General features: G+C 37.0%; 14 protein-coding genes. 9 read left to right on the top strand and 5 right to left on the bottom strand.

The genetic code is table 11. From position 1 onward, the window contains the following. Positions 1–36: 36 nt before the first annotated feature. Genes pth through serS form a run of 4 tightly spaced genes read left to right on the top strand, consistent with a single transcriptional unit; the run spans position 37 to position 4,247 of the window. On the top strand, positions 37–669 hold the full coding sequence (gene pth / locus AEQSU_RS05075) for an aminoacyl-tRNA hydrolase (protein ID WP_014781783.1): 633 nt from the start codon (positions 37–39) through the stop codon (positions 667–669). 2 nt (positions 670–671) lie between these two features. Continuing rightward, positions 672–1,604, top strand: coding sequence for a bifunctional riboflavin kinase/FAD synthetase (locus AEQSU_RS05080; protein ID WP_014781784.1), 933 nt, complete (start codon positions 672–674; stop codon positions 1,602–1,604). After that, on the top strand, positions 1,597–2,937 hold the full coding sequence (locus tag AEQSU_RS05085; protein WP_014781785.1) for an HTTM domain-containing protein: 1,341 nt from the start codon (positions 1,597–1,599) through the stop codon (positions 2,935–2,937). Before AEQSU_RS05080 ends, AEQSU_RS05085 begins: the two co-directional genes overlap by 8 nt. A gap of 41 nt (positions 2,938–2,978) precedes the next feature. Beyond that, positions 2,979–4,247 carry a serine--tRNA ligase gene (serS, locus tag AEQSU_RS05090; RefSeq protein WP_014781786.1) on the top strand — a complete coding sequence of 423 codons (1,269 nt, stop codon included), beginning with the start codon at positions 2,979–2,981 and terminating at the stop codon, positions 4,245–4,247. A gap of 82 nt (positions 4,248–4,329) precedes the next feature. Here the strand turns inward: serS and AEQSU_RS05095 are convergent, their stop codons facing one another. From AEQSU_RS05095 to AEQSU_RS05110, 4 genes are all read right to left on the bottom strand, one after another. Then, on the bottom strand, positions 4,330–5,100 hold the full coding sequence (locus AEQSU_RS05095) for a hypothetical protein (protein ID WP_014781787.1): 771 nt from the start codon (positions 5,098–5,100) through the stop codon (positions 4,330–4,332). Positions 5,101–5,293: 193 nt separating this feature from the next. Further along, the gene (locus AEQSU_RS05100) at positions 5,294–7,537 is read right to left on the bottom strand and encodes an inorganic phosphate transporter (protein ID WP_014781788.1); all 2,244 of its coding nucleotides are present in this window, start codon (positions 7,535–7,537) and stop codon (positions 5,294–5,296) included. 456 nt (positions 7,538–7,993) lie between these two features. Next, positions 7,994–9,262 carry a hypothetical protein gene (locus tag AEQSU_RS05105; RefSeq protein ID WP_014781789.1) on the bottom strand — a complete coding sequence of 423 codons (1,269 nt, stop codon included), beginning with the start codon at positions 9,260–9,262 and terminating at the stop codon, positions 7,994–7,996. A gap of 95 nt (positions 9,263–9,357) precedes the next feature. Continuing rightward, positions 9,358–12,183 carry a TonB-dependent receptor gene (locus tag AEQSU_RS05110; RefSeq protein ID WP_014781790.1) on the bottom strand — a complete coding sequence of 942 codons (2,826 nt, stop codon included), beginning with the start codon at positions 12,181–12,183 and terminating at the stop codon, positions 9,358–9,360. Positions 12,184–12,357: 174 nt separating this feature from the next. Between AEQSU_RS05110 and AEQSU_RS05115 the strand changes: the two genes are divergently transcribed. From AEQSU_RS05115 to AEQSU_RS05125, 3 genes are all read left to right on the top strand, one after another. Then, positions 12,358–13,686, top strand: coding sequence for a deoxyguanosinetriphosphate triphosphohydrolase (locus AEQSU_RS05115; protein WP_042492319.1), 1,329 nt, complete (start codon positions 12,358–12,360; stop codon positions 13,684–13,686). Positions 13,687–13,807: 121 nt separating this feature from the next. Beyond that, positions 13,808–16,396, top strand: a complete 2,589-nt coding sequence (locus AEQSU_RS05120; protein ID WP_014781792.1) for a T9SS-dependent M36 family metallopeptidase — start codon at positions 13,808–13,810, stop codon at positions 16,394–16,396. A gap of 285 nt (positions 16,397–16,681) precedes the next feature. Then, positions 16,682–19,270: a T9SS-dependent M36 family metallopeptidase gene (locus AEQSU_RS05125; protein ID WP_014781793.1), complete on the top strand. Its 2,589-nt coding sequence runs from the start codon at positions 16,682–16,684 to the stop codon at positions 19,268–19,270. Positions 19,271–19,374: 104 nt separating this feature from the next. Here the strand turns inward: AEQSU_RS05125 and AEQSU_RS05130 are convergent, their stop codons facing one another. Next, positions 19,375–19,830, bottom strand: coding sequence for a nucleoside deaminase (locus AEQSU_RS05130; protein WP_014781794.1), 456 nt, complete (start codon positions 19,828–19,830; stop codon positions 19,375–19,377). 99 nt (positions 19,831–19,929) lie between these two features. Between AEQSU_RS05130 and AEQSU_RS05135 the strand changes: the two genes are divergently transcribed. Both AEQSU_RS05135 and AEQSU_RS05140 read left to right on the top strand, forming a co-directional pair. After that, on the top strand, positions 19,930–21,708 hold the full coding sequence (locus AEQSU_RS05135; protein WP_014781795.1) for a 1-deoxy-D-xylulose-5-phosphate synthase: 1,779 nt from the start codon (positions 19,930–19,932) through the stop codon (positions 21,706–21,708). Positions 21,709–21,917: 209 nt separating this feature from the next. Next, the gene (locus tag AEQSU_RS05140) at positions 21,918–22,922 is read left to right on the top strand and encodes an NAD(P)H-dependent glycerol-3-phosphate dehydrogenase (RefSeq protein WP_014781796.1); all 1,005 of its coding nucleotides are present in this window, start codon (positions 21,918–21,920) and stop codon (positions 22,920–22,922) included. Positions 22,923–22,934 lie beyond the last annotated feature (12 nt).

Consider the following 22,934-nt stretch of genomic DNA (forward strand, 5'->3'; position numbering starts at 1 on the left):
CAAAATTCAAGATTTCAGTCTTGGTTTAAAATATATATGATTTCATTTTTAAAAAATTTATTTTCAGCAAAAGCTGAACAAATTAGTACAGAGGAAGATTCAATGAAAAAATTTCTTATTGTAGGCTTAGGGAATATAGGTCCAAAATATACAAACACACGTCACAACATTGGCTTCAAAATAGTCGATTTTTATGCTGAAAAAAATTCACTTGCTTGGGAAACTGCCAAGTTGGGCGACGTTACTTCACATAAAGTGAAAGGAAGAACTTTCGTTTTTTTGAAACCAAGCACCTATATGAATTTAAGCGGAAAGGCCGTAAATTACTGGCTTGATAAAGAAAAGATTCCGGTAGAAAATATGCTTGTAATTACAGACGACTTAAATTTAGCTTTCGGAACCATTCGCATAAAAACGAAGGGAAGTGATGGCGGCCACAATGGCTTAAAGGATATTCAGAATACATTGCAAACCACCAATTACAACCGTTTTCGATTTGGAATAAGCGATGCTTTTGCCAAAGGAAGACAAGTAGATTACGTTTTGGGTGAATGGGAAGCGGATGAAGATAAACAACTTCCCGAACGTTTGGAACTGAGCTGCAAAATCATAGAATCCTTCGCGCTTGCAGGAATAACCATTACCATGAACACCTATAACGGAAAATAATTTTGAAGACATATTCCACAGCTTCCACGTATAAAAATGACCGCCAAAGCGTGGTCACCATTGGCACTTTTGATGGGGTTCATATTGGTCATAAAGCAATTCTAAAACGCTTGGTAGAAACTGCCAAAAAAGAAGATTTAGATTCCGTAGTGCTTACGTTTTTCCCACATCCGCGGATGGTGCTTCAGCAAAATTCCGACATTAAACTTATAAATACGATTGACGAAAGAACGGAATTACTCGAAAAAACTGGTCTCGATCATCTAGTAATCCATCCTTTTACACACGCTTTTTCTCGCTTAACGGCTTTGGAATATGTTCGCGATATTTTAGTAAACCGATTAAAAGCGAAAAAAATAATCATCGGTTACGACCATCGCTTTGGCAGAAATAGAAATGCTGATATTGCCGATTTAAAAGAATTTGGAAAAACTTATGATTTTGAAGTTGAAGAAATTTCAGCAAAGGAATTGGACGATGTAGCAATAAGTTCCACAAAAATCCGAAAAGCCTTATCTGAAGGCGATATTGAAATCGCAAACAACTTTTTGGGCTATAATTTCATGATTTCTGGTGAAGTGGTTCAAGGGAAAGCAATTGGCAGAACAATAAAATATCCAACGGCAAATTTGAAGCTAAAGGAAACCTATAAACTTGTTCCAAAAAACGGAGTTTATATCGTTCAATCTTTCATTGAAGATGAAAAAGTCTTCGGAATTGCGAGCATTGGCAACAATCCCACCGTTGGCGGAACTAAAAAAACCATTGAAACCTATTTCTTAGATTTCAACAAAGATTTATACGGCAAAGAACTTACAATCGAATTTTTAAAATTCATAAGAGATGAAGAAAATTTCGACACCGTTGAAATATTAAGACAAGAGATAGTAAAAGACGAAATTTTCGCAAAACAATATTTAAAAGAGCGTGAATAAATTTCTTTTCAAACAGATTGATAACATTGGACTCGTTCTTTTTAGAGTCGTGTTTGGCCTTTTGATCGCAACCGAGGCTTTTGGCGCAATTGCAACAGGTTGGTTGCGTCGCACTTTAATAGAGCCGCCATTTACATTCAACTTTATTGGTTTTGACTTTTTGCAAAATCTGCAAGGCAGTAATATATTATATTTCTACTTTGTAATAATGGGCATCTTCGGTATTTTCGTGATGCTTGGTTACAAATATCGGTTCAGTATAATTGCCTATGCAATTATGTGGACCGCAGTTTATTTAATGCAGAAAAGCAGCTACAACAATCACTATTATTTAATGATGTTGCTGTGTTGGATAATGGCTTTTCTTCCAGCAAATCGTTGGTTTTCATTAGATGCAAAAATAAATCCTGAGATAAAATCGCCCGCAATGCCACGTTGGGTTTTATTGATTTTAATACTTCAAGTATGGATTGTTTATACGTTTGCGTCCGTGGCAAAATTTTATCCAGACTGGCTCGACGCTTCTATGGCGGCTATGCTAATGAGCGGTAAAAGCGATTATTGGCTCATTGGTGGATTATTACAAGAAACTTGGGTGCATTGGTCTATTGCATACACAGGAATTCTTTTCGACTTGCTAATTGTTCCTTTAATGCTTTGGAAACGGACACGATTGCTCGGTTTTGTAATCTCTGTATTTTTTCACCTTTTCAATTCAATTATATTCCAAATAGGCATCTTTCCTTATATGTCTATTGCTTTTGCGCTGTTTTTCTTTTCACCAGAAATACTTCAAAAACGATTTCTTCCGAAGAAAAAAATTTACACAGGAAACGAAATTATTATACCGAAGTACAAAAATTTAATAGTTGGCGTATTTTCAATTTACTTTCTATTTCAGCTCGGACTTCCACTGCGTCATTGGTTTTTTAAAGATGACGTGCTTTGGACGGAAGAAGGTCATCGCCTTAGTTGGCGAATGATGCTGCGCTCCAAAAGTGGCAGTTTAACGGTTTGGGTAAAAGACAAAGCAACTGGTGAAAAGCAGCTCTATAATTATGGAAAAATAGTGGGCGAAAAACAACAAGGCTCCGTTGCCACAAAACCAGATATTATGTGGCAACTGGCAAAGAAAATAAAAATGCTCGAAGCCGCAGAAGGCCGCGACGTTTCTGTTTATATGGAAGCTATGGTTCGTGTTAATGGAGGGAATTATTACCCCTTTACAGATTCAACTATTGATTTGGCTGCGGAAGAATGGCATCCATTTAAGCATAGTGAATGGATTTTGCCGTCGCCGAAGGATTATAATGAAAAGCCTGTTAAAGAATAGCGTGATTTTCCTAACTTTGCGCTTCAAAATAATTTAGGAAAATGCTACAAGTAACCGACATTCGCGAAAACAAAGAAAAATATATAAAAGCACTTGCCAAACGTGGCATTGACGCTGCTTCTACTTTGGAAGAAGTTTTAAATGTAGATGAAGAACGTCGCAGTACCCAAGCGCAATTGGATGAGGTTTTGGCGCAAAGCAATACTTATTCCAAAGAAATTGGGAAGCTTTTTCAAAGCGGTGAAGCAAAAAGAGCAAACGAGCTAAAAGAAAAAACAGTTGAATTGAAGGAATCTTCAAAACAACTGAACGAGCAAATGGTGAATGCTGCTGAAAAACTTCAGCAATTGCTTTACACACTTCCAAACATCCCGAATGACTTGGTGCCAGCGGGAACTGACGAAAACGATAATGAGGAAGTTTACAAAGAAGGCGAAATTCCAAAACTTATTGACGGCGCATTACCGCATTGGGAACTAGCCAAAAAACACGATATAATAGATTTTGAACTTGGCGTAAAAATTACAGGCGCAGGTTTTCCAGTTTATAAAGGAAAGGGTGCTCGATTGCAAAGAGGGTTGATTTCTTACTTTTTAGATAAAAATACAAAGGCAGGTTACACGGAATACCAAGTGCCGCATTTGGTGAATGAAGCTTCAGGCTACGGAACGGGTCAATTACCAGACAAAGAAGGACAAATGTACCACGTTGGTATCGATGATTTATATTTAATACCTACGGCTGAAGTTCCCGTAACAAATATGTTTCGTGGTGATTTGTTGAACAATTCAGATTTGCCAATTACTTGTACTGGTTACACACCTTGTTTCCGCCGTGAAGCTGGAAGTTATGGCGCACACGTTCGTGGCTTAAACCGTTTGCACCAATTTGATAAAGTGGAAATAGTACGCATTGAGCACCCAGATAATTCCTACGCCGCTTTGGACGGAATGGTAGAACACGTTAAAGGAATTCTTCGTGAGTTGAAATTACCTTTCAGAATTCTTCGTCTTTGTGGTGGCGATCTTGGATTTACTTCAGCGTTAACGTATGATTTTGAAGTGTTTTCCACAGCGCAAGACCGTTGGTTGGAGATTTCTTCGGTTTCTAACTTTGAAACTTTTCAGGCGAATAGATTGAAACTTCGCTTTAAAGATACGGACGGAAAAAATAAACTGGTCCATACCCTTAACGGAAGTTCCTTGGCTTTACCACGAGTTTTGGCCGGAATTCTTGAAAACTATCAAACTGAGGATGGTATTAAAATTCCAGAAGTTTTGGTTCCGTATTGCGGGTTCGATTCTATATAGTTTTTATAAAGTTTATCAATAAAAAAGCCTCAGCATTTTAAAATGCTGAGGCTTTTAGTTTCTAAAAATTCAAAAAATATTCTTACTCTTTCGGCAGAGACATAATTGTGTATTCCAAAACCAGGGCGCTCAACCAATCCCAATTAATTGATTTGTACGGATATTTCGCCATAAACTCTGCATTGTCGCCAAAAAGGAATTCATAGTTTTCTTCTAAATCGTTTTTAGGCAACCACATTACTTTATCACCTTTTTGGATGTAATATGACTTTACAACGCCACCGCCAAAAGTTGGAGAACCGCCTACTGAAAATCCACCAGATTCCTTAGCAAACGGGTCGTGATAAACTGAAATTATTTGGCTGAAATCAGGATTAATTAACTGCATTAAAAACTCTTGTTCGTCTTTTCTGTTTTTCAAAGAAACTTTCTGATTAATGAAATAAATCTGGTCATTACTTGTAAGCTTCTTAACATTGTTTCTTCCGCCCATACCGAAATTGCTCATTTTTTTGGACACTTTGCTAAATTTCTCAAACCCACCAGCATATAAGAAGGCTTCTGCAATTTGTGATGCGTCATAAGTTTCTTTATTGTCTGTAACGCTGTCTTTAAAGACAATTTGGGCAATCTGTCCTTTTTTGGTCACCACACCCTTGCAATAACCCTTGTGCTCTGAACCATCTTTCATAATTACGGTTGACACTTTTTTTGTAGCAGGTTGATTAAAACCTTCACTAAAATAATATGCTTTTAGCATATCACGTTCTTCATCTGTATATTTTACTTTGTCTTGTGCATAAGCAAACCCGCAAATCATTATAAGAGCAATTGATAAAAATTTTAGTTTCATAATTTTTCTGATTTTAGTTATTTATGAAACAATATTCCAACAATAATTTAAATTGAAGAATATCTCTTGTTGAAAATTAGTGCTGATTACATCAAAATACGGCAGATGCCGTATGCGGTTTAGGCAATCTTTATGAATATTATAAAAAAAGGAACCCGTTTGGGCTCCTTTTTAAATATATAAATAACGATTGTTACGCTTTCTTATAACTAGTATAATACTCTTCCATCAAATTCATCAAGGCTGTAACCAAATCCTTTGTTTCTAGCAATAAGCTGAAATACAAGGTTGTGTTTTTAGGGCTTGACTCTTCGGTTCGAGTTCGAGCTACTTGCTTTTCAATTTTGTTTGAAAGGCTTGCGAAGATTTCCTCTTTTTTATTGAGTACTTTCCCTATACGCTGGAATTCCTTTTTATGGAAAATATCTTCAATTTCATTCAGCAATTCTTCCAAATGCTGGTCTATTTCCTGCAAATCTTTTATTTGATTAAAACGAAGTGCCTTGTGGTTGTTGTTAACGTGTTTGTAACTCGCTTTCGAAATAAATTCTAAAGACTGTACCACATCTGTTAAATAACCAAGAATCACAATATAGAAATTACTTCCGCGGACGCTGGTTTCATCCAGATTTTTGATGAAATAGAAAATATTGTCTCGTAATTCTTCTACTTCTTCATCCAATTTTTTGACTCCCTTTTTGCTCTTTTTAAGCTTTTTAGTGTCTTGTTTGGCAAGCCCACGAAGCATATCGGTATAAATCTTGTTTGAACGTGAAACCACATTACTTATGTTTTCAGCACTTTCCTGAATAATGCCTTGAACAGTTTTGCTTTCAGTTTTCTTTAAACCACTTTTGTTCAGTTTCAATTTCACTTTATTTTTATGTGAAAGGTAATTGCGAACCAATAGAAGTATGGCCATTAACAACAATACGGCAATCATGGCTCCTCTTCCTATATAAATTAAATAGGCTAAAGTTCCCGCTGCTACAAAGGCAACAAAGGCAGTGAAAAACCAACCGCCAATTACGTTTAGCACTCCAGCAACACGATAAACAGCACTTTCACGACCCCAAGCTCTATCGGCCAAAGAAGTACCCATTGCAACCATAAAGGTTACATAAGTAGTAGAAAGCGGAAGCTTCATAGAAGTGGCCGTTGCAATTAAAATACCCGCAACCATAAGGTTTATGGAAGCACGGATCATATCAAAAGCAGGTAGTTCGTATGTTTTGTGTTTTGGAAGATCTATAACAGGCTTTTCAAAACGTTTGTCTATTTTCTGTTGAAGTGATTTTGGAATTATGAAATTGAAGTAAGTTGAAAGTTGGGTACTAGATTTAACCAATAATCTGGAAAGCATATTTGGATTGAACTTTTCATGACCTTCCCCTTGGCGTGCAAGATCTATCTCTGTATCAGAAACGGTTCTTGCTTTTTTGGAAAACCATAAGGTAAGTACCATAACACCACCCGCAATAAAAAGCAACAAAGGTTCAGCAGGAACTGCATCTGCCAAGCTACTCATAGGATATTCTGAAGCAGCCACACCAGATGCTGCCCAATCTATATAACTATGGTAAGCTGCCATTGGCACACCAATAAAGTTTACCAAGTCATTTCCAGCAAAAGCCAATGCAAGACTGAAAGTACCTACAGCTATTACAATGATAAGGATGCTTTTTTTGAAAATAATCATAAAAAGTTGCGAAAAAACGGTCCAGATTACAAAACTTCCGCCAATTAACAACCAAGTATCTGTTTCAATTAAATCTTTAAAAATTCCGTAAAAAGGAGTTCCTTTTAAACCTTTCACTAAAATAAAATATGTAATACACGTTAAAGCCAAACCGCCAAAGATGGCGCCGAAATACTTCATTTTTTGTTCCGTGTGAAATGTAAAAATAAGTCGGGAAATGTACTGAACAATCATTCCGACAGAAAATGCGACGACCACTGAAATTACAATCCCTGAAATAATTTCTAAGGCTTTATCGGTATTAATGTATTTTGAAATTTCAGCAATTGTTTCGGTATCAGAATGCCCAATTTTTATTAAAGCCATAATCACCGCTGCTCCCAATAGTTCAAAAACGATGGAAACTGTTGTGGATGTAGGCAAACCGATAGTATTGAAGAAATCTAGCAGCAGAATATCAGTAATCATTACTGCCATGAAAATAATCATGATTTCATCGAAGTAAAATTCGCCAGGAACGAAGATTCCCTTTCTCGCTACTTCCATCATTCCGCTGGAAAAAACGGCACCTATAAAAATTCCTAAACTGGCGATAATCAGAATAGTTCGGAAAGAAATAGCCTTCGAGCCAATGGCAGAATTTAAGAAGTTTACCGCATCATTACTAACCCCAACTACTAAATCTGCAAGGGCAAGCGCGGCAAGCGCTACAATCATTAATAAATAAATATTATCCATTTGTTTGTTGATTAAACTGGTGCAAATTTCCCACAATAATTAGGACTTATTGTTACCAAATTGTTAACTATCAGTCTTAGGTAGTAATTATTTGATTTCTAATTATTTGAATGAAGTCAGGACGCTTTATTACTTGTTTTAACTACTAAACTAATTCAAAATTCAATTAATCCCAAAAATGTCAAGTTGAGTTAATCTAATAAGTTGTAAAATATTCCTGTACTTGCAAGTTTGTCCTGTTCCGTGTGATAGGCGGATATAAAATTATCCATTAAACAAAATTGCACCAAGCGTCAATTATTTAAGAAGGAAACTAACTAGATGCTTGCATAGCAAAATTTATTCACTGTAAATCTTTAAAAATTCAAATTGCGATAAATTTCAGAGCATGATTAATATGCAAAAACCCCGGTTTCCAAATGGAACCGGGGTTTTTATTATAGCTAATTCAATTATTTATTCAAAAATATATCCAGTCCAGTTAAACAAATCTCTGCTAACTGTTGGAGTAGTGCCATCAGTTACATTAATTATTGCGCCAGCCGTGGTTTTATTGTCTGCAATATCAAGACCGGTTGAAGAATCACCAACCACAGATATGTTAACTGAAGAACCTTTGGCATCACCTTTAGAATCTGTTAAGTCAATAAAATCTGCTGCTTTTGCACTTGCGTTTGCAAATGCTACGTAAGCATTGGTTAACGTAAGTCCGCTACCGCGACGTACTTTTATCATATCAGAAAATTCAACCGCTGCTCCGTTTATTAAAACCAATCCATTAATTGTTGGGTTTGATTGGCCAGAATCTCCAGGAGAATTTCCATCTAAATTTCCATCACCTTCCAAACCACGTGGATCTTCAGTGATTGATGTGAAATTAGCTTCGCGCAAACCATAAAGATTTGTAGCTGTTCCTGTCCAACCTTGAGTCCAGTCAAACATATCATCTTTAATGTTTACGGCCATTAAGTTTTTTACATTCACTGTTCCGCCAAACCATTCGTAAGCATCATCGTCACCGTAGAATACTGCTAGGTTTTCAATAACTGTTTCGCTTCCCACTCCATAAAAAGTAATTCCGTTGAATTCTTTGTCGCCATTAATACGAGCGCCTGTATATGAAGCCTCAACATATTTCATAACCCCAGAGTTATCGTTAGGAGTTGTTCCACCGTAAGTAAGATCTACAACTTCAGTAGTAGCAGTTCCGCCACCGCTAATTGGTGCTTTCCCAATTAAAAGAATTCCACCCCAGTCTCCAGAACGTGGATTTGCTGCGTTTGATGTAAATTTAATTGGTGATGCAGCAGTTCCAGCAGCATTAATTTTAGCGCCTTGCTCTATAACTACATACACATTTGTTCCACCGGCAACAGCTTTAATTGTAGTACCTGGCTCTATACACAAAGTTGCGCCAGCCTTTACACTTAGTGGTCCACTTAGTATCCAAACAGTATCGTTAGTAAGGCATACATCTGCGGTAACATTTCCTTTAAGATCTAAAGGATCCAGATCTGGATCATCTTGAGAAGCTATTATACCGTCCTTTTGAGCTTGTACTGAGCAAGGCTCACAAGCAGAACCACCACAATCTATACCGGTTTCATCACCGTTTTGAACTCCATCATTACAAGTAGCCACCACTGGTGTAGGGTTATCGTCTTTACTACAGCCAGTAAGGGCTAATGTTGCGATTACAAAGCTTGATAAAAGAAATTTTTTCATTGTTTTTGTTTTTTGTTTTAAAGTTTGATGCAAAGAAACAACTAGCTTGTTTCGTTACTCTTAGGTTAATATTATGGTTCTGTTAATTGTATTTTTTAAAATGAATAGGAAACCCCAGCGCTAAAAACCACGCCTCTTTTATAGGTTTCCACCGGAACTTCCTGCCCGTTGGGCAATGAAGCGTTTGGCACACCAATATTGTTTACTTCTTGCGTTAATTTGTACTCAGGATCTAATATGTTTTTAATGTTAAGTTTAATTCCGAAGTTTTCATTGATGGAAATTTTGTTGATGAAATCCAACGTTGGGATGGCCGAAAGCATAATGTTGTTCTTTCCAGAACCTGGATTGGCATCATCGCCGCCAGTTCCTAAAGAGTAAATACTTTTGCTGTTGTAGTTGAAAACTACGGAGCTCGTAATTCCACTTTTTTTCTTTTTTAAATTCAGCGTTAAATCTGATCCTAAAATGAAAGGCGAAGAACCTTCCAATTCATCTTCTTTATTGGTAAAACGCACTGTAAGATTATCCGTTGGAACGTCTTCCAGTTTTTGGTTTGAATACAAATAGGAAGCGTTCAAACCGAAAGTCAACGTTTTTTCAGTATTTGAATCAGTAGAAAGTTTCAGAATGTTTTTTCGCAATTCAAGCTCAACTCCAGCAATAGTTGCATCACCAGTGTTTACGTATGAAAGTTCGCCAGCGGCAGAATTCACTTCAATACGGTTTATAGCGTTTTTAATATTTTTGTAGAAACCAGTAACCGCAACAATTTCACCTGGGCTGAAATAGTATTCGTATTTCAAATCGAGATTATAGTTATCCGCCGTCAATAAATCTGGATTACCAAAACTGTTGAAACTTACGTCTTCGTAAAGAAACGGCGCTACTTCCTTAAACTGTGGAAGGGTATAAGTCTTGCTTCCCGCCAAACGCACGATGCTGTTTTCGGTGAAATTATATTTCAAATTGAAACTTGGCAACACGAAGTTTTCATCAATTAATGAAGGATCTGTGTTTGGATCATTTGTTGTTGCGAGGTTGGTGTCAAAAAGTACTTCCTGCTTTACTTTTTCGTAACGAACGCCAACGTTTGCTGAAAAGCTATTCGAAAAATCATAACTCACTTCACCCAATCCCGAGTGGATTGTTCGTTTTCCGTCGTAAGAAAAAGGAATGAAAGGATCCTTCCCATCGCGACCATCCCCACGATTGGTAGTCAATCTAAAAATTCCATTATTTAAAGATTGCTGGTTAAAAAGCGAAATGTCTGGATTGTCAATATCAACCACAGCTGGGCTGTCTAAAATATAATTTAGCTGCGTGTAATTAAACGTTCTGTCCGTATCTCTATAATTATAACCCAAACGGATTCGGCTATTGTTTGTGTTTTCATTTTTTCCATTCAATTCATAATCCAAATAGAGCTTTCCAGCCAAATCGTTTTCTTCAAGATTTGAATAAAAGCGGTTGTTAAGCGCACTGCCCGAAGCCGCTTTGGCAACATCTGCATTTACGTCAATAACATACGTATTGGTTCTTCTATCCGGCTCATAACCACGGATTGTGTTATAGGAAGCGCCCGCCTCTAAGCTCAATTTTTCGTTAAGAGTAAGCGAAGTTAAAAGCTGGTTTACAAAAAGGTTGTTTTCGTTTTCCTGCTGTCTTCTTATAAAAGCACGAATCGGATTTTCAGGTTCGTCATTTTCGGTAAGTCCGGCTTTCAATCCGTAATAATCGGCAACACTTTGGCTGTTGTTTTTTATGAACATACTGTTTGCCGCAATATAATCTCCATTCGGAAAACGCCATTTAACATTTGCCATCGCCAGTTTTGAAACGTGGTAGTTATATTCTGTTTTGCTGAATTCTTGATTGTAGCCACCCGCGGCATTAATCCTATCTGCAGTTCCTTTTCGATATTCATATTTATTGTCAAAATTCCCCACGAAGAAAAGACTTAACCTATTGTTCCCAATATCAAAACGCTTTCCGCCAGAAAGGGAATAACTGGAATTAAGCTGCGCGTTTTGAGTGTTTGGTTTAAAGTTGTTATCAAAAGCATGTAACTTCAAATCTGTAATCGGAACGTGTACATTGTGAATATTGCCAATGTATTTGGCATTGTCCATCATTAAAAATTGCTTTCCAATGGCACGCGAATTCACTTCCGGAGAAATTGAAAACTGCAAACTTCCCGGCCCTGTAAGTTCTTTGCTCACAATATTTATATTGGCTCCCGCAACATCGCCGTAAAGAGGAACTGAAAATGTTTTGTTGATGCCCACGCTTTCAATAACATCGCTAGACAAAAAGTCCAACGAAATATTTTTGTATTCAGGATCTTCGGAAGGCAGCGGCAATTCATTTAAAGTTGTAGAATTGTAACGGTCTCCTAAACCGCGAACAAAAATGTTTTTTACGCCAGCTTGTTTTTTAATTCCTGTTACTTTGGTCACAGCACCTTCAGCATCGCTAACGCCTTTTCGGGCCAGATCTTCCGCTCCGATGGATTGGGTAATTCCAACTGCTTTCTTTTGTTCCAATAATAAGACAACAGCACTTTCTCGACGCGTTGTGGTTTTTATTACCACTTCATCTAAAGCAGCAGCACTCGCACCCATCGGCACATCAATATTTGTTACTTTATCTGCAATAATTTTTACATCGGGAATTTCAACTGTTTCATAACCCACAAAGCTGTAAACCACGGTGTACGTTCCTGGTTCAATATTATCCAAAGAATACAAACCATCAATGTCTGAAGTTATTCCTTTAGTGGTTCCTTTCAGAAAAATATTTGCAAAAGGCAAGGGTTCGTTATTGTAATCTGTATCTGTAAGTTTTCCTACAATAGTGCTTGTTTGCGCTATTGAAACTGACGTTAAAAAGATGAATAAAAGGTTTATAATTATTTTCATTTTTGTCGTTTGATTTATTTGTGCAAAGAAACTCGTCCAATGTAACCCCCGTGTTAATTAGGTATTACCAATTTGTCACCATAGCGTTAGCCAAAGGTTAAGTAACTATTCTAAAATTATCATTGTGGTACTTTTTGAAAATAGTATCTTGCTTCAAAATTTTTTAGAATTATGATGCAATGGGAACAACTGCTTTCGCTACGGAAGCAAGGCGACAAAAACAAACGTTTGCGAATAGAGGAAAACGAAACCCGTTTAGGTTTTGAAGTAGATTATGATCGCGTGATTTTTTCTTCAGCTTTTAGAAGTTTGCAGGATAAAACGCAAGTTATTCCACTTTCAAAAACTTCTTTTGTTCACACACGATTGACGCATAGTTTGGAAGTTTCTGTTGTTGGCCGTTCCTTGGGAAGAATTGTAGGAAAAGAACTTCTGAAAAAACATCCACAGTTACAGACTTCTCACGGATATCAATTTAACGATTTTGGAGCGATTGTAGCCGCCGCCGCTTTGGCGCACGACATTGGCAATCCACCTTTCGGGCATAGCGGCGAAAAGGCGATTGGCGATTATTTTTTGAATGGAAATGGCAAACGTTTTAAAAATCAACTTACTGAAAAAGGATATCAGGACTTAGTAGATTTTGAAGGAAATGCCAATGGCTTCAAGATTTTAACTGAATCTAAAGATGGTGTTCAAGGTGGACTAAGACTTACTTATGCCACATTAGGTGCGTTTATGAAATATCCTAAACAATCGCTTCCTAAAAAACCTACTACACATGTTGCTGACAAAAAATTTGGAGTTTTTCAAAGTGAAACGGAATTTTTTGGCGAGGTAGTTTCTGAGTTAGGTCTTTTAAATAGAAATAGTGATGGTTTTGCGCGTCATCCGCTTACATTTCTCGTAGAAGCTGCGGACGATATTTGTTACACAATTATAGATTTTGAAGACGGCATTAATTTAGGTTTGATTGAAGAAGAAATAGCGCTAGAATATTTAATTAATTTAGTTCGAAATAGTTTAAAGAAAGAAGTTTATTCAGGTTTAAAAACTTCGCAGAATAGATTGGCTTATCTACGTTCACTTGCCATAAACACATTAATTGCCGAAGCTGCATCTATATTTATAGAGAATGAAGAAGAAATTCTGAAAGGCACTTTTTCCGAATCTCTGCTGGATAGAAGTCAATATCAAGCTCAAATCTCAGACATTATAAAGATAAGTGTTGAAAAAGTGTACCAAAGCACTGAAGTAATGGAAAAGGAAATTGCTGGTTACACAATATTGTCAACGCTGTTAGATGCTTTCACCACTGCTTATGAAAATCATAACAATGAAAATGCTCGTCAATACGATAAATTATTATTGAGAATGTTTGAGTACGACCTTTCTAAAAACCAATCGGTTTATGAATATTTAATGGAATGTTGTAGTTACATTTCTCGATTAACTGATGGCAATGCACTTCAAATTTTTCAAAAAATAAAGGGGAATCTTTAAAAATCAATCAATTAACTTAGTTAAATATTAATTTTCGTCTTGTAAAGCCGTGATTTTAATATACTTTTAGAATAATAATTTACAAACACATACTCCCTAGTTTTAACCAAATCTATTTCTTATGAAAAAAATTACCTACTTACTATTTCTGTTAGCTTTCAATTTTTCTTTCGCGCAAGATTATTCTTCCGTAGTAAAGTCATATCTGCAGAATAATAGATCACAATTAGCATTGCAAGCTCAGGATATTGCAGATGTTAGCATCGCAACTCAGAGTTTTTCAAAAAGCCTGAAAGCGAATACTGTTTATGTTGAACAGCGTTATCAAGGCATTTTGGTGTTTAATTCTACTTCACCTTTTGTTTTACGAAATGGCGCCGTTACTTCAGCAAAAGTTTCTTTTGTTCAAAATTTAACTTTAAAAGTAAATGCCACAACTCCTTCTGTTACTCCTAATATGGCAATAATGAAGGCAGCCGCGGCATTGGGGCTCGACACTCCCTCAAATTTAACTTTACTTGAAACTGGTATTGACAATTCTTACACTTATTCCAACGGAACTATTTCTTTAGAAAACATTCCCGTACAATTGGTTTATCAAAATTTAGAAGCTACAAACAGCCTAAAACTAGCATGGAATTTGAGTATCTATTTATTGAATGCAGACCATCATTATAATGTGCGTATTGACGCACTTACTGGTGAACTATTGGAAACTAATGATTGGGTGTCTCAATGCGAGCTACCGGATTTTGGAGTAAACCACAATCATGGATTAAAAAATAACGAAAGTATTTTGTTTGAAAACAATACTTCAGCCAATAAAAATGCGCTTGTAGATGCCCAATATAGAGTTTTTGCATTACCATTAAGAAACCCTGACGGTGGTCCTGATACTTTAGTAATCAACCCTGAAAATGCTACCGCGTCTCCATTTAAATGGCACGACACTGATGGTGTTACAGGTGCAGAATTCACAATTACAAGAGGAAACAATGTTTATGCATATTTAGATTTGTGTGATACAAATTCAGGAGATTCACCCGATGGTGGACCTTCTTTGAATTTTGATTTTCCATTCAATTTACCCCAATCTCCAGCAAATTTTAGAGATGCTTCTACGGTAAATTTATTTTATTTGAATAACGTTATTCACGATGTAATGTATCAATATGGCTTTGATGAAGCCAGTGGAAACTTTCAGCAAAACAACTATGGAAACGGTGGCAACGGGAATGATTCGGTAAATGCAGAGGCTCAAGACGGCGGCGGAACCAACAATGCAAACTTTGGTACTCCACCAGACGGAAGCAATCCAAGAATGCAAATGTATATATGGACTGGTGGCGCTGGAGGGCCTATTACAGATATTTTTACAATTAATGGTGGACCATTGGCAGGAACTTATGGTGGTACTCCAGCAAATTTTGGTGGGGGAATTCCACTAAACCTAACTGGTGATTTGGTTTTAATTGAAGATGACAATTCTGGTCCTTCTACAGATCCAAATGACGGATGCGACAATATTACCAATGGCGGTGCCCTAAACGGAAAAATTGTAGTAATAAGAAGAGGTGAGTGCGAATTTGGATTTAAAGTTTTGGCAGCTGAAAACAATGGTGCCGCTGCTGTAATAATAGTAAACAATGTAGCAGGAGATCCACCTCTTATGGGCGGTGGCGTAGTAGGATGCCAAGTTTCTATTCCAGCGTTTGCCGTTTCTGATGTAGTTGGAGAGCCAATAATTACGCAGTTAGTGTCTGGATCTGTTAACGGAACAATAAATGGAACAAATGTACCAATTGCCCTTGATGGCGATCTTGACACTGAAATAGTAGTCCACGAATATGGCCACGGAATATCAAACAGACTTACTGGTGGAAGATTTAACACTAATTGTTTGGGTAATGAAGAACAAATGGGCGAAGGCTGGAGCGATTATTTCGCAACGGTTATGACCATTTATAATGGAGACACGGGAGCAACTCCTAGACCAATGGGATCTTATGCCTCCGGTGATCCTAATGGAATTAGAACTTATCCTTATAGCACCAATTTTGCCGTAAACCCTCATACCTATGATGATATAAAAACAGAAGTTGCCCCGCACGGAGTAGGGTCAGTATGGGCAGCGATGCTTTGGGAGATGACTTGGGATTTAATAACTCAATATGGTTTTGACTCAGATATATATAATGGTAATGGCGGAAATAACATTGCTTTGCAATTAGTAATAGATGGATTAAAACTACAACCATGTAGCCCAGGATTCGTAGATGGAAGGGACGCAATCCTTGAAGCAGACCAATTGGCTAACGGTGGCGCAAACCGATGCATTATTTGGCGTGCTTTTGCCAGACGAGGTCTTGGACTAAGTGCAACTCAAGGAAGTTCAAATAGTAAATCAGACGGTACCGAAGCTTTTGATGTACCTGTTGATTGTCAATTGGGAGTAAATGATACTGGTAGTTTAAACAATTTCATTATCTATCCAAACCCATCCAAAGGTGAAATAAATATAACATCCAGATTTGATGTTGGCAACACAACCATATCAATTTTCGATATAAATGGAAGAAAAGTATTTACACAACAAGTAAATCTTCAAAATACTACAAGTATAAACGCCAGTGGTCTTAATACCGGAATTTATTTGATAAAGATAGAAAGTGCTGAAAGGTCACAAACTTCGAAATTGATTATCAACTAAATACATCCTATTTTAAATATATAAAGAGAGGCCTTTTACAGGGTCTCTCTTTTATTTTTTAGGAATTAGTTGCCATTTGATTTCTAGTTTTAAAAGATCAGAATAGTTTGATAGCAAGAAATATTCATATATATTAAGCTGAAATATGTTAAAAAGCAGATATATGCAGGTTTTATACCCAATTTTATGATATTTTTATAAACTCTATTTTATTAACTTTTAATTAAACATTTTTATGGTCAATCATTTCTGATCATAATCACCTAAAAACTTAATTTTTACCTTATGAAAAAAGTTCTCTACTTACTTATCATTTTTGCAGTAAACGTTTCGTTCGCGCAAGATTACAGCAGCGTGATAAAATCGTATCTTCAACAAAACCGAACGCAGTATTCGCTTCAACAGCAGGATATTTCGGGTATTTCAATTGCTTCGCAGACTTCATCAAAAAGTATGAAAGTTCAAACTGTTTATGCGGAACAACGCCACCAAGGCATTAAATTGTACAATTCTGTTTCGCCATTTGTTATAAAAAATGGAGCAGTTGTTAGCGCTAATCTTTCTTTTACGGAAAATATTGCCGCAAAGGTTAACAGCACTGCACCATCAATATCTGCAGTAAATGCAATATCTAAAGCTGCAACCGCCTTGGGTATTCAAAACCCTTCAAACCTTAAATTATTGGAAACAACTTCCAATACGAGTTACATTTTTTCCAACGGAGGCATTTCTTTAGAAAATATTCCAGTAGAACTTGTTTATCAAAAGATGGATGAAACGGGAGCTTTAAAGCTTTCTTGGGATTTGAGCATTTATCTTTTAGATGCATCACATTACTATAATGTTCGTATAGATGCTCTTACAGGAGAATTATTGGACACAAACGATTGGGTAGTGAGCTGTAATTATGAAGGTTCACATTCACACTCTAATGCAGGTAGCTTACTTTTTTCAAACAACAAAGTAAGTAATTCAAGTCGCACAATGGGAGATGGTTCTTCCTACCGTGTTTTTCCATTACCATTAATTGCACCAAACGAAGGTGTAGATCAATTGGTTATTGACCCATCTGATGCCACTGCCTCTCCATTTGGATGGCATGATTGGGATGGTAGTCCTGGAGCAGAATTTACTGAAACAAAGGGAAACAATGTTTTGGCAAACGAAGATAAAAATGGAAATAATGGTGCTGGCGCAACTGCTGAAGGTGGCACAACTCTAACATTCGATTTTCCTTTCAACCTACCTGAAGCTCCAAACAACTATTTAGATGCTGCTATTACCAATTTGTTCTACATGAACAATATGATGCACGACATTTTTTACCTTTACGGTTTTGATGAGGAAAGCGGAAACTTTCAAAAAAACAATTATGGCAATCCTGGACTTGGAAATGATTTCGTAGTTGCAGATGCACAAGATGGAAGTGGATCAAATAACGCAAACTTCTCTACACCTCCAGATGGCGGAGCTCCTAGAATGCAAATGTATCTTTGGAGTGCTCCTGGAGCAGTTTTAGGAACTTTACTAACAGTAAATGACGGCTCTTTAGCTGGCATTTATTATGGGGCGGATTCCAATTTTGCACCAGCATTACCAACTAGTCCAATTACCGCAAATCTTGCAGTACTAACGGATAATGCCGGCGATCCTCACGATGGTTGTGATCCTGTAACTAATGGAAGTGAATTAAACGGGAAAATCGTCCTAATAAGAAGAGGAAGCTGTGCTTATAAGGACAAGACAATCGCCGCCCAAAATGAAGGTGCGGTTGCTATTATAGTTGTGAATGACGTTCCATTAGAACCTCTTAAAATGGGAGGGAATGGTTCTGGAGTTACAATACCTGCAATTATGATATACCAATCAGATGGAGAAGCACTTATAACTGCACTTCTTAACGGAGATACTATTAGCGCTACTTTGCGTGACGATGGTAGTGGAAATGATCCTTTCCAAAGAGATGGTGATCTGGATAATGTTATAATTGCTCACGAATACGGTCACGGTATATCCAATCGTCTAACTGGAGGTCCTAGCGCATCAAGCTGTCTGCAAAACGACGAACAGATGGGTGAAGGATGGAGTGATTACTTTGGTTTGATGTTAACTATGAAGCCAGGTGACGCTGGAACCGATTATCGTGGAATAGGTACTTATGCCATTGGCGAAGGAGTATCGGGAAGAGGTATTAGAACCAAATTCTATAATACAGATTTCGCTGTTAACGATTTTACATACAATAATATTAAAACACAAGCCGTTCCACACGGAGTTGGCTCAGTTTGGGCAACCATGCTATGGGATTTAACGTGGGATTTAATAGATCAATATGGCTTTGACCCAGACGTTAAAAATGGAACTGGCGGTAATAATATTGCTCTTCAACTTGTTATTGATGGTTTGAAGCTGCAACCTTGTAGCCCTGGGTTTGTAGATGGACGTGATGCTATTTTGGAAGCAGACCAGCTTACTAATGGTGGAGCCAATAGATGTATAATCTGGCGTGCTTTTGCCAAGAGAGGTCTTGGAGAAAGTGCTACTCAAGGAAGCAGCAGCAGCAGATCTGATGGTGTTGAAGCTTTTGACGTTCCTACAGATTGTATAGTCGGTGTTTCTGAATTCGGAAACCTTGAAAATAACTTTATAGTTTATCCTAACCCTTCAAATGGAGCAATTACTATTAAATCTCGCTCTGATGTTGGAGAAGCTACAATAGCTATCTTTGATATGAACGGTAGAAAAGTTTTCAACCAAAAAGTTGAACTTCAAGAAAGCGCAACTATCAACGCTTCTGGTCTTACTTCAGGTATTTACTTGATGCAGATTAATAGTGCTGATCGTTCTCAAACAACTAAATTGATAATCAACTAAATAGTTGTCAATTTTAAAAACTGAAAAGAGACTGTCTGAAAAGGCAGTCTCTTTTTTATTTAAATTTATTGGCAACTAATTTATCTGCTAAATTGTAAAGAAAACTAATTTAAATTTCTCTTTTCAATAAAGAAATGTTTTAGCAGTTGCGAAGCTTCATCAGCCATCACTCCTCCCTTCATAATAGTTTTTGGATGCAATTGAGTATTCATTGAAATACAGCCTCGTTGCTCATCTCTTGCGCCATAAACAATATTCGAAATTTGGCTCCAAAACAAAGCTCCTGCGCACATTTGGCAAGGTTCAATAGTTACATACAGCGTACAATCAATCAAATATTTTCCTCCTAAATAGTTCGCTGCTGCGGTAATGGCTTGCATTTCGGCGTGGGCAGTAACATCATTCAATGTTTCGGTTAGATTATGAGATCGGGCAATAATCTGGTTTTTTATAACTATTATCGCACCTATTGGAATTTCTCCCTTTTCATAAGCCGCTTCCGCTTCTTGCATGGCGCGTTTCATAAAATAAGTATCGTCAAAAGGATCTATTACGCTCAAGATTTTAGTTTTTAATATGAATTCGAAAAACGAAATTACGAATTAACAAATTAACGAATTCCTCAATTAACAAATTCTCAATAGCTGTATCTTTGTTGTGTGTCAGAAAATATTCTAAATACAATCCAGTCTCCCAAAGATCTTAGGAAGATTCCAAAGGAAACTTTGCCTCAAGTAGCGAACGAGCTTCGTGATTTCATAATAAATATTGTGGCAACCAAAGAAGGCCATCTAGGTGCTAGTCTAGGAGTTATAGAGCTCACTATTGCCTTGCATTATGTGTTCAACACTCCAAAAGATATTTTAGTTTGGGATGTGGGACACCAAGCCTACGGTCATAAAATTTTAACAGGTCGAAAGGAAATTTTTCACACAAACAGACAGTTGGGCGGAATTAGCGGTTTTCCTAAAAGAGCAGAAAGCGAATACGACACCTTTGGAGTTGGCCACAGCAGTACCGCAATTTCGGCAGCTTTGGGAATGGCAATCGCTTCAAAATTGAAAGGTGAAACGAATATACAGCACATCGCAGTGGTTGGTGACGCTTCTATTGCCAGCGGAATGGCTTTCGAAGCTTTGAATCATGCAGGAATTTCAGATACAAATATTTTGGTAATTCTGAATGACAATGCTATAGGAATAGATCCGAGCGTGGGCGCACTAAAAAATTATTTCACTAAAGTTAAATTGAACGGTGCTAAGGATGCCGACAACATATTTGAAGCACTAAATTTTGATTACTCCGGCCCAATTGACGGCCACGATTTAGAACTTGTAATTTCTGAATTGGAGCGATTAAAAAATGTTCAAGGACCAAAATTGCTCCATCTTATTACAAAGAAAGGCAAAGGATTACGCCAAGCCGAAGAAAACCAAGTAGTTTATCACGCCCCAGGAAAATTTGACGCGCTTACCGGAGATCTTGCTCCAAAAAGCAATGAACGACAACCTCCTAAATTTCAGGATGTATTTGGAAAAACGTTAGTTGAACTCGCTATAACAAACGACAGAATTATAGGTATAACGCCAGCAATGCCAACAGGAAGCTCCTTAAAATTTATGATGGATGTCTTCCCCGAGAGAGCTTTTGATGTGGGAATCGCAGAACAACATGCGGTCACTTTTGCCGCAGGAATTGCAACTCAAGGTTTTACTGTTTTCTGCAATATATATTCAACATTTCTGCAACGTGCTTATGACCAACTGATTCACGATGTATGTCTTCAAAAAATTCCAGTTATTTTCTGTTTAGACCGCGCTGGTATTGTAGGTGAAGATGGCCCAACGCATCACGGCATTTTTGATTTGGCATATTTAAACTGTATTCCAAACCTCATCATTTTTGCACCTCGCAATGAAATTGAACTACGAAATATAATGTTCACGGCACAGCAAGGTCTGGACCTACCTATATTTATCCGCTATCCGCGAGGAAGAGGAAATATCTTGGATTGGCAAAAACCTTTCAGCAAAATTGAGATCGGAAAATCTGAAGTATTAAAAGAAGGAATTGACATCGTTATTTTAACCCTTGGAACAATTGCAAATAATGCCAAAGAAGCAATTGAAACACTTTCTTCTGAACAACAAGAAAAAATTGGTTTGGTAGACATTCGATTCTTAAAACCTTTAGACGAAACACTTCTCCATAAAATTTTAAAGAAATACGACAAGGTTATAACAGTTGAAGACGGTACAATTATCGGCGGTTTAGGAACTTCTATTGCTGCTTTCGCTGTTTCAAACGGTTATAAAAATAAAATTGAAATCATTGGAATTCCAGACGTTTTTCCGGAACACGGAACAGTTTCTGAATTGCAGGAAATTGTGGGCTTATCTCCAAAAAGAATACTTCAAGTCATTCAAAATTATCTCTAAGAAATTTTAGTTAAAACCAATCTTTATATTTTTTCACCTAAAACGTTTAACAAGCATTTCAATATTCCAATGAACAAATGTTTCGACAGGAATTGTGTACTTTTGAAATAAAAGTTCTATTTATCTTGAATATCTAAGTTGCAAAAATCAATTAATACAAATGCTTCTAATTCGATATTCTCAAAGAAATTAATTTCTAAAACAATTAAATGTCAGAAAAACCAAAATTTGCAGTCATTGGCGGCGGAAGCTGGGCTACAGCAATTGTGAAAATGCTTTGTGAAAACTTAGATGAAGTTGGCTGGTATATGCGGAGTGCGACGGCAATCGATTTTATTAAGAAAAATAAGCACAATCCCAATTATTTAAGTTCTGTGGAATTTAACTTAAAACAGTTAAAACTTAGCAACGATATTAATGAAACCATAGCTAATGCGGATTGTTTAATCTTTGTAATTCCTTCGGCGTTTCTTCATAAAGAGCTTGAGAAATTGACAGTTTCTTTAGAAAATAAAATAGTTTTTTCAGCTATTAAAGGGATTGTTCCCGAAACAAGTTTGATTGTTGGGGACCATTTCAACACCCATTATAAAGTTCCATTCAATAATATTGGGGTTATTTCTGGGCCTTGTCACGCTGAAGAAGTTGCCCTAGAAAGACTTTCATACCTAACAATTGCCAGTGCGGACGACGAAAAAGCAAAACTAATTGCTGACGTTTTAAGTAGTGATTACATAAAATGCACAACCAGCGACGATGTTCTTGGAACCGAATATGCTGCGATGCTTAAAAACATTTACGCGGTCGCCGCAGGAATTGCCCACGGACTTGGCTATGGAGATAATTTCCAGAGCGTATTGATGAGCAACGCCATTCGTGAGATGAAAAAGTACGTGAAAAAAGTTCACAAAATGAAACGCGATATTAATGATTCCGCTTATTTGGGAGATCTTTTAGTTACGGGCTATTCCGTTTTTAGTAGAAATAGATTATTCGGAACGATGATTGGGAAAGGCTATACCGTAAAAAGTGCCCAACTGGAAATGAGTATGATTGCTGAAGGCTATTATGCTACTAAAAGCGCCTATTTCCTTAACCAACAAAAAGGAAAGAAAAAGGCCAAAACACCAATTATTGATGCAGTTTACGAGATTCTATATGAAAATAAAGATCCCCGAAAAACGTTTAAGAAACTAACTGAGAAATTAGATTAAAGTAAAAGCCCC

Origin of the sequence: Aequorivita sublithincola DSM 14238 (assembly GCF_000265385.1) — a bacterium.
Classification (GTDB): Bacteria; Bacteroidota; Bacteroidia; order Flavobacteriales; family Flavobacteriaceae; genus Aequorivita; species Aequorivita sublithincola.

Coding starts and splice junctions, on each gene's coding strand:
- pth (WP_014781783.1), top strand. CDS start 37: ATGATTTCATTTTTAAAAAATTTATTTTCAGCAAAAGCTGAACAAATT.
- serS (WP_014781786.1), top strand. CDS start 2,979: ATGCTACAAGTAACCGACATTCGCGAAAACAAAGAAAAATATATAAAA.
- AEQSU_RS05095 (WP_014781787.1), bottom strand. CDS start 5,100: ATGAAACTAAAATTTTTATCAATTGCTCTTATAATGATTTGCGGGTTT.
- AEQSU_RS05100 (WP_014781788.1), bottom strand. CDS start 7,537: ATGGATAATATTTATTTATTAATGATTGTAGCGCTTGCCGCGCTTGCC.
- AEQSU_RS05105 (WP_014781789.1), bottom strand. CDS start 9,262: ATGAAAAAATTTCTTTTATCAAGCTTTGTAATCGCAACATTAGCCCTT.
- AEQSU_RS05110 (WP_014781790.1), bottom strand. CDS start 12,183: ATGAAAATAATTATAAACCTTTTATTCATCTTTTTAACGTCAGTTTCA.
- AEQSU_RS05115 (WP_042492319.1), top strand. CDS start 12,358: ATGCAATGGGAACAACTGCTTTCGCTACGGAAGCAAGGCGACAAAAAC.
- AEQSU_RS05120 (WP_014781792.1), top strand. CDS start 13,808: ATGAAAAAAATTACCTACTTACTATTTCTGTTAGCTTTCAATTTTTCT.
- AEQSU_RS05125 (WP_014781793.1), top strand. CDS start 16,682: ATGAAAAAAGTTCTCTACTTACTTATCATTTTTGCAGTAAACGTTTCG.
- AEQSU_RS05140 (WP_014781796.1), top strand. CDS start 21,918: ATGTCAGAAAAACCAAAATTTGCAGTCATTGGCGGCGGAAGCTGGGCT.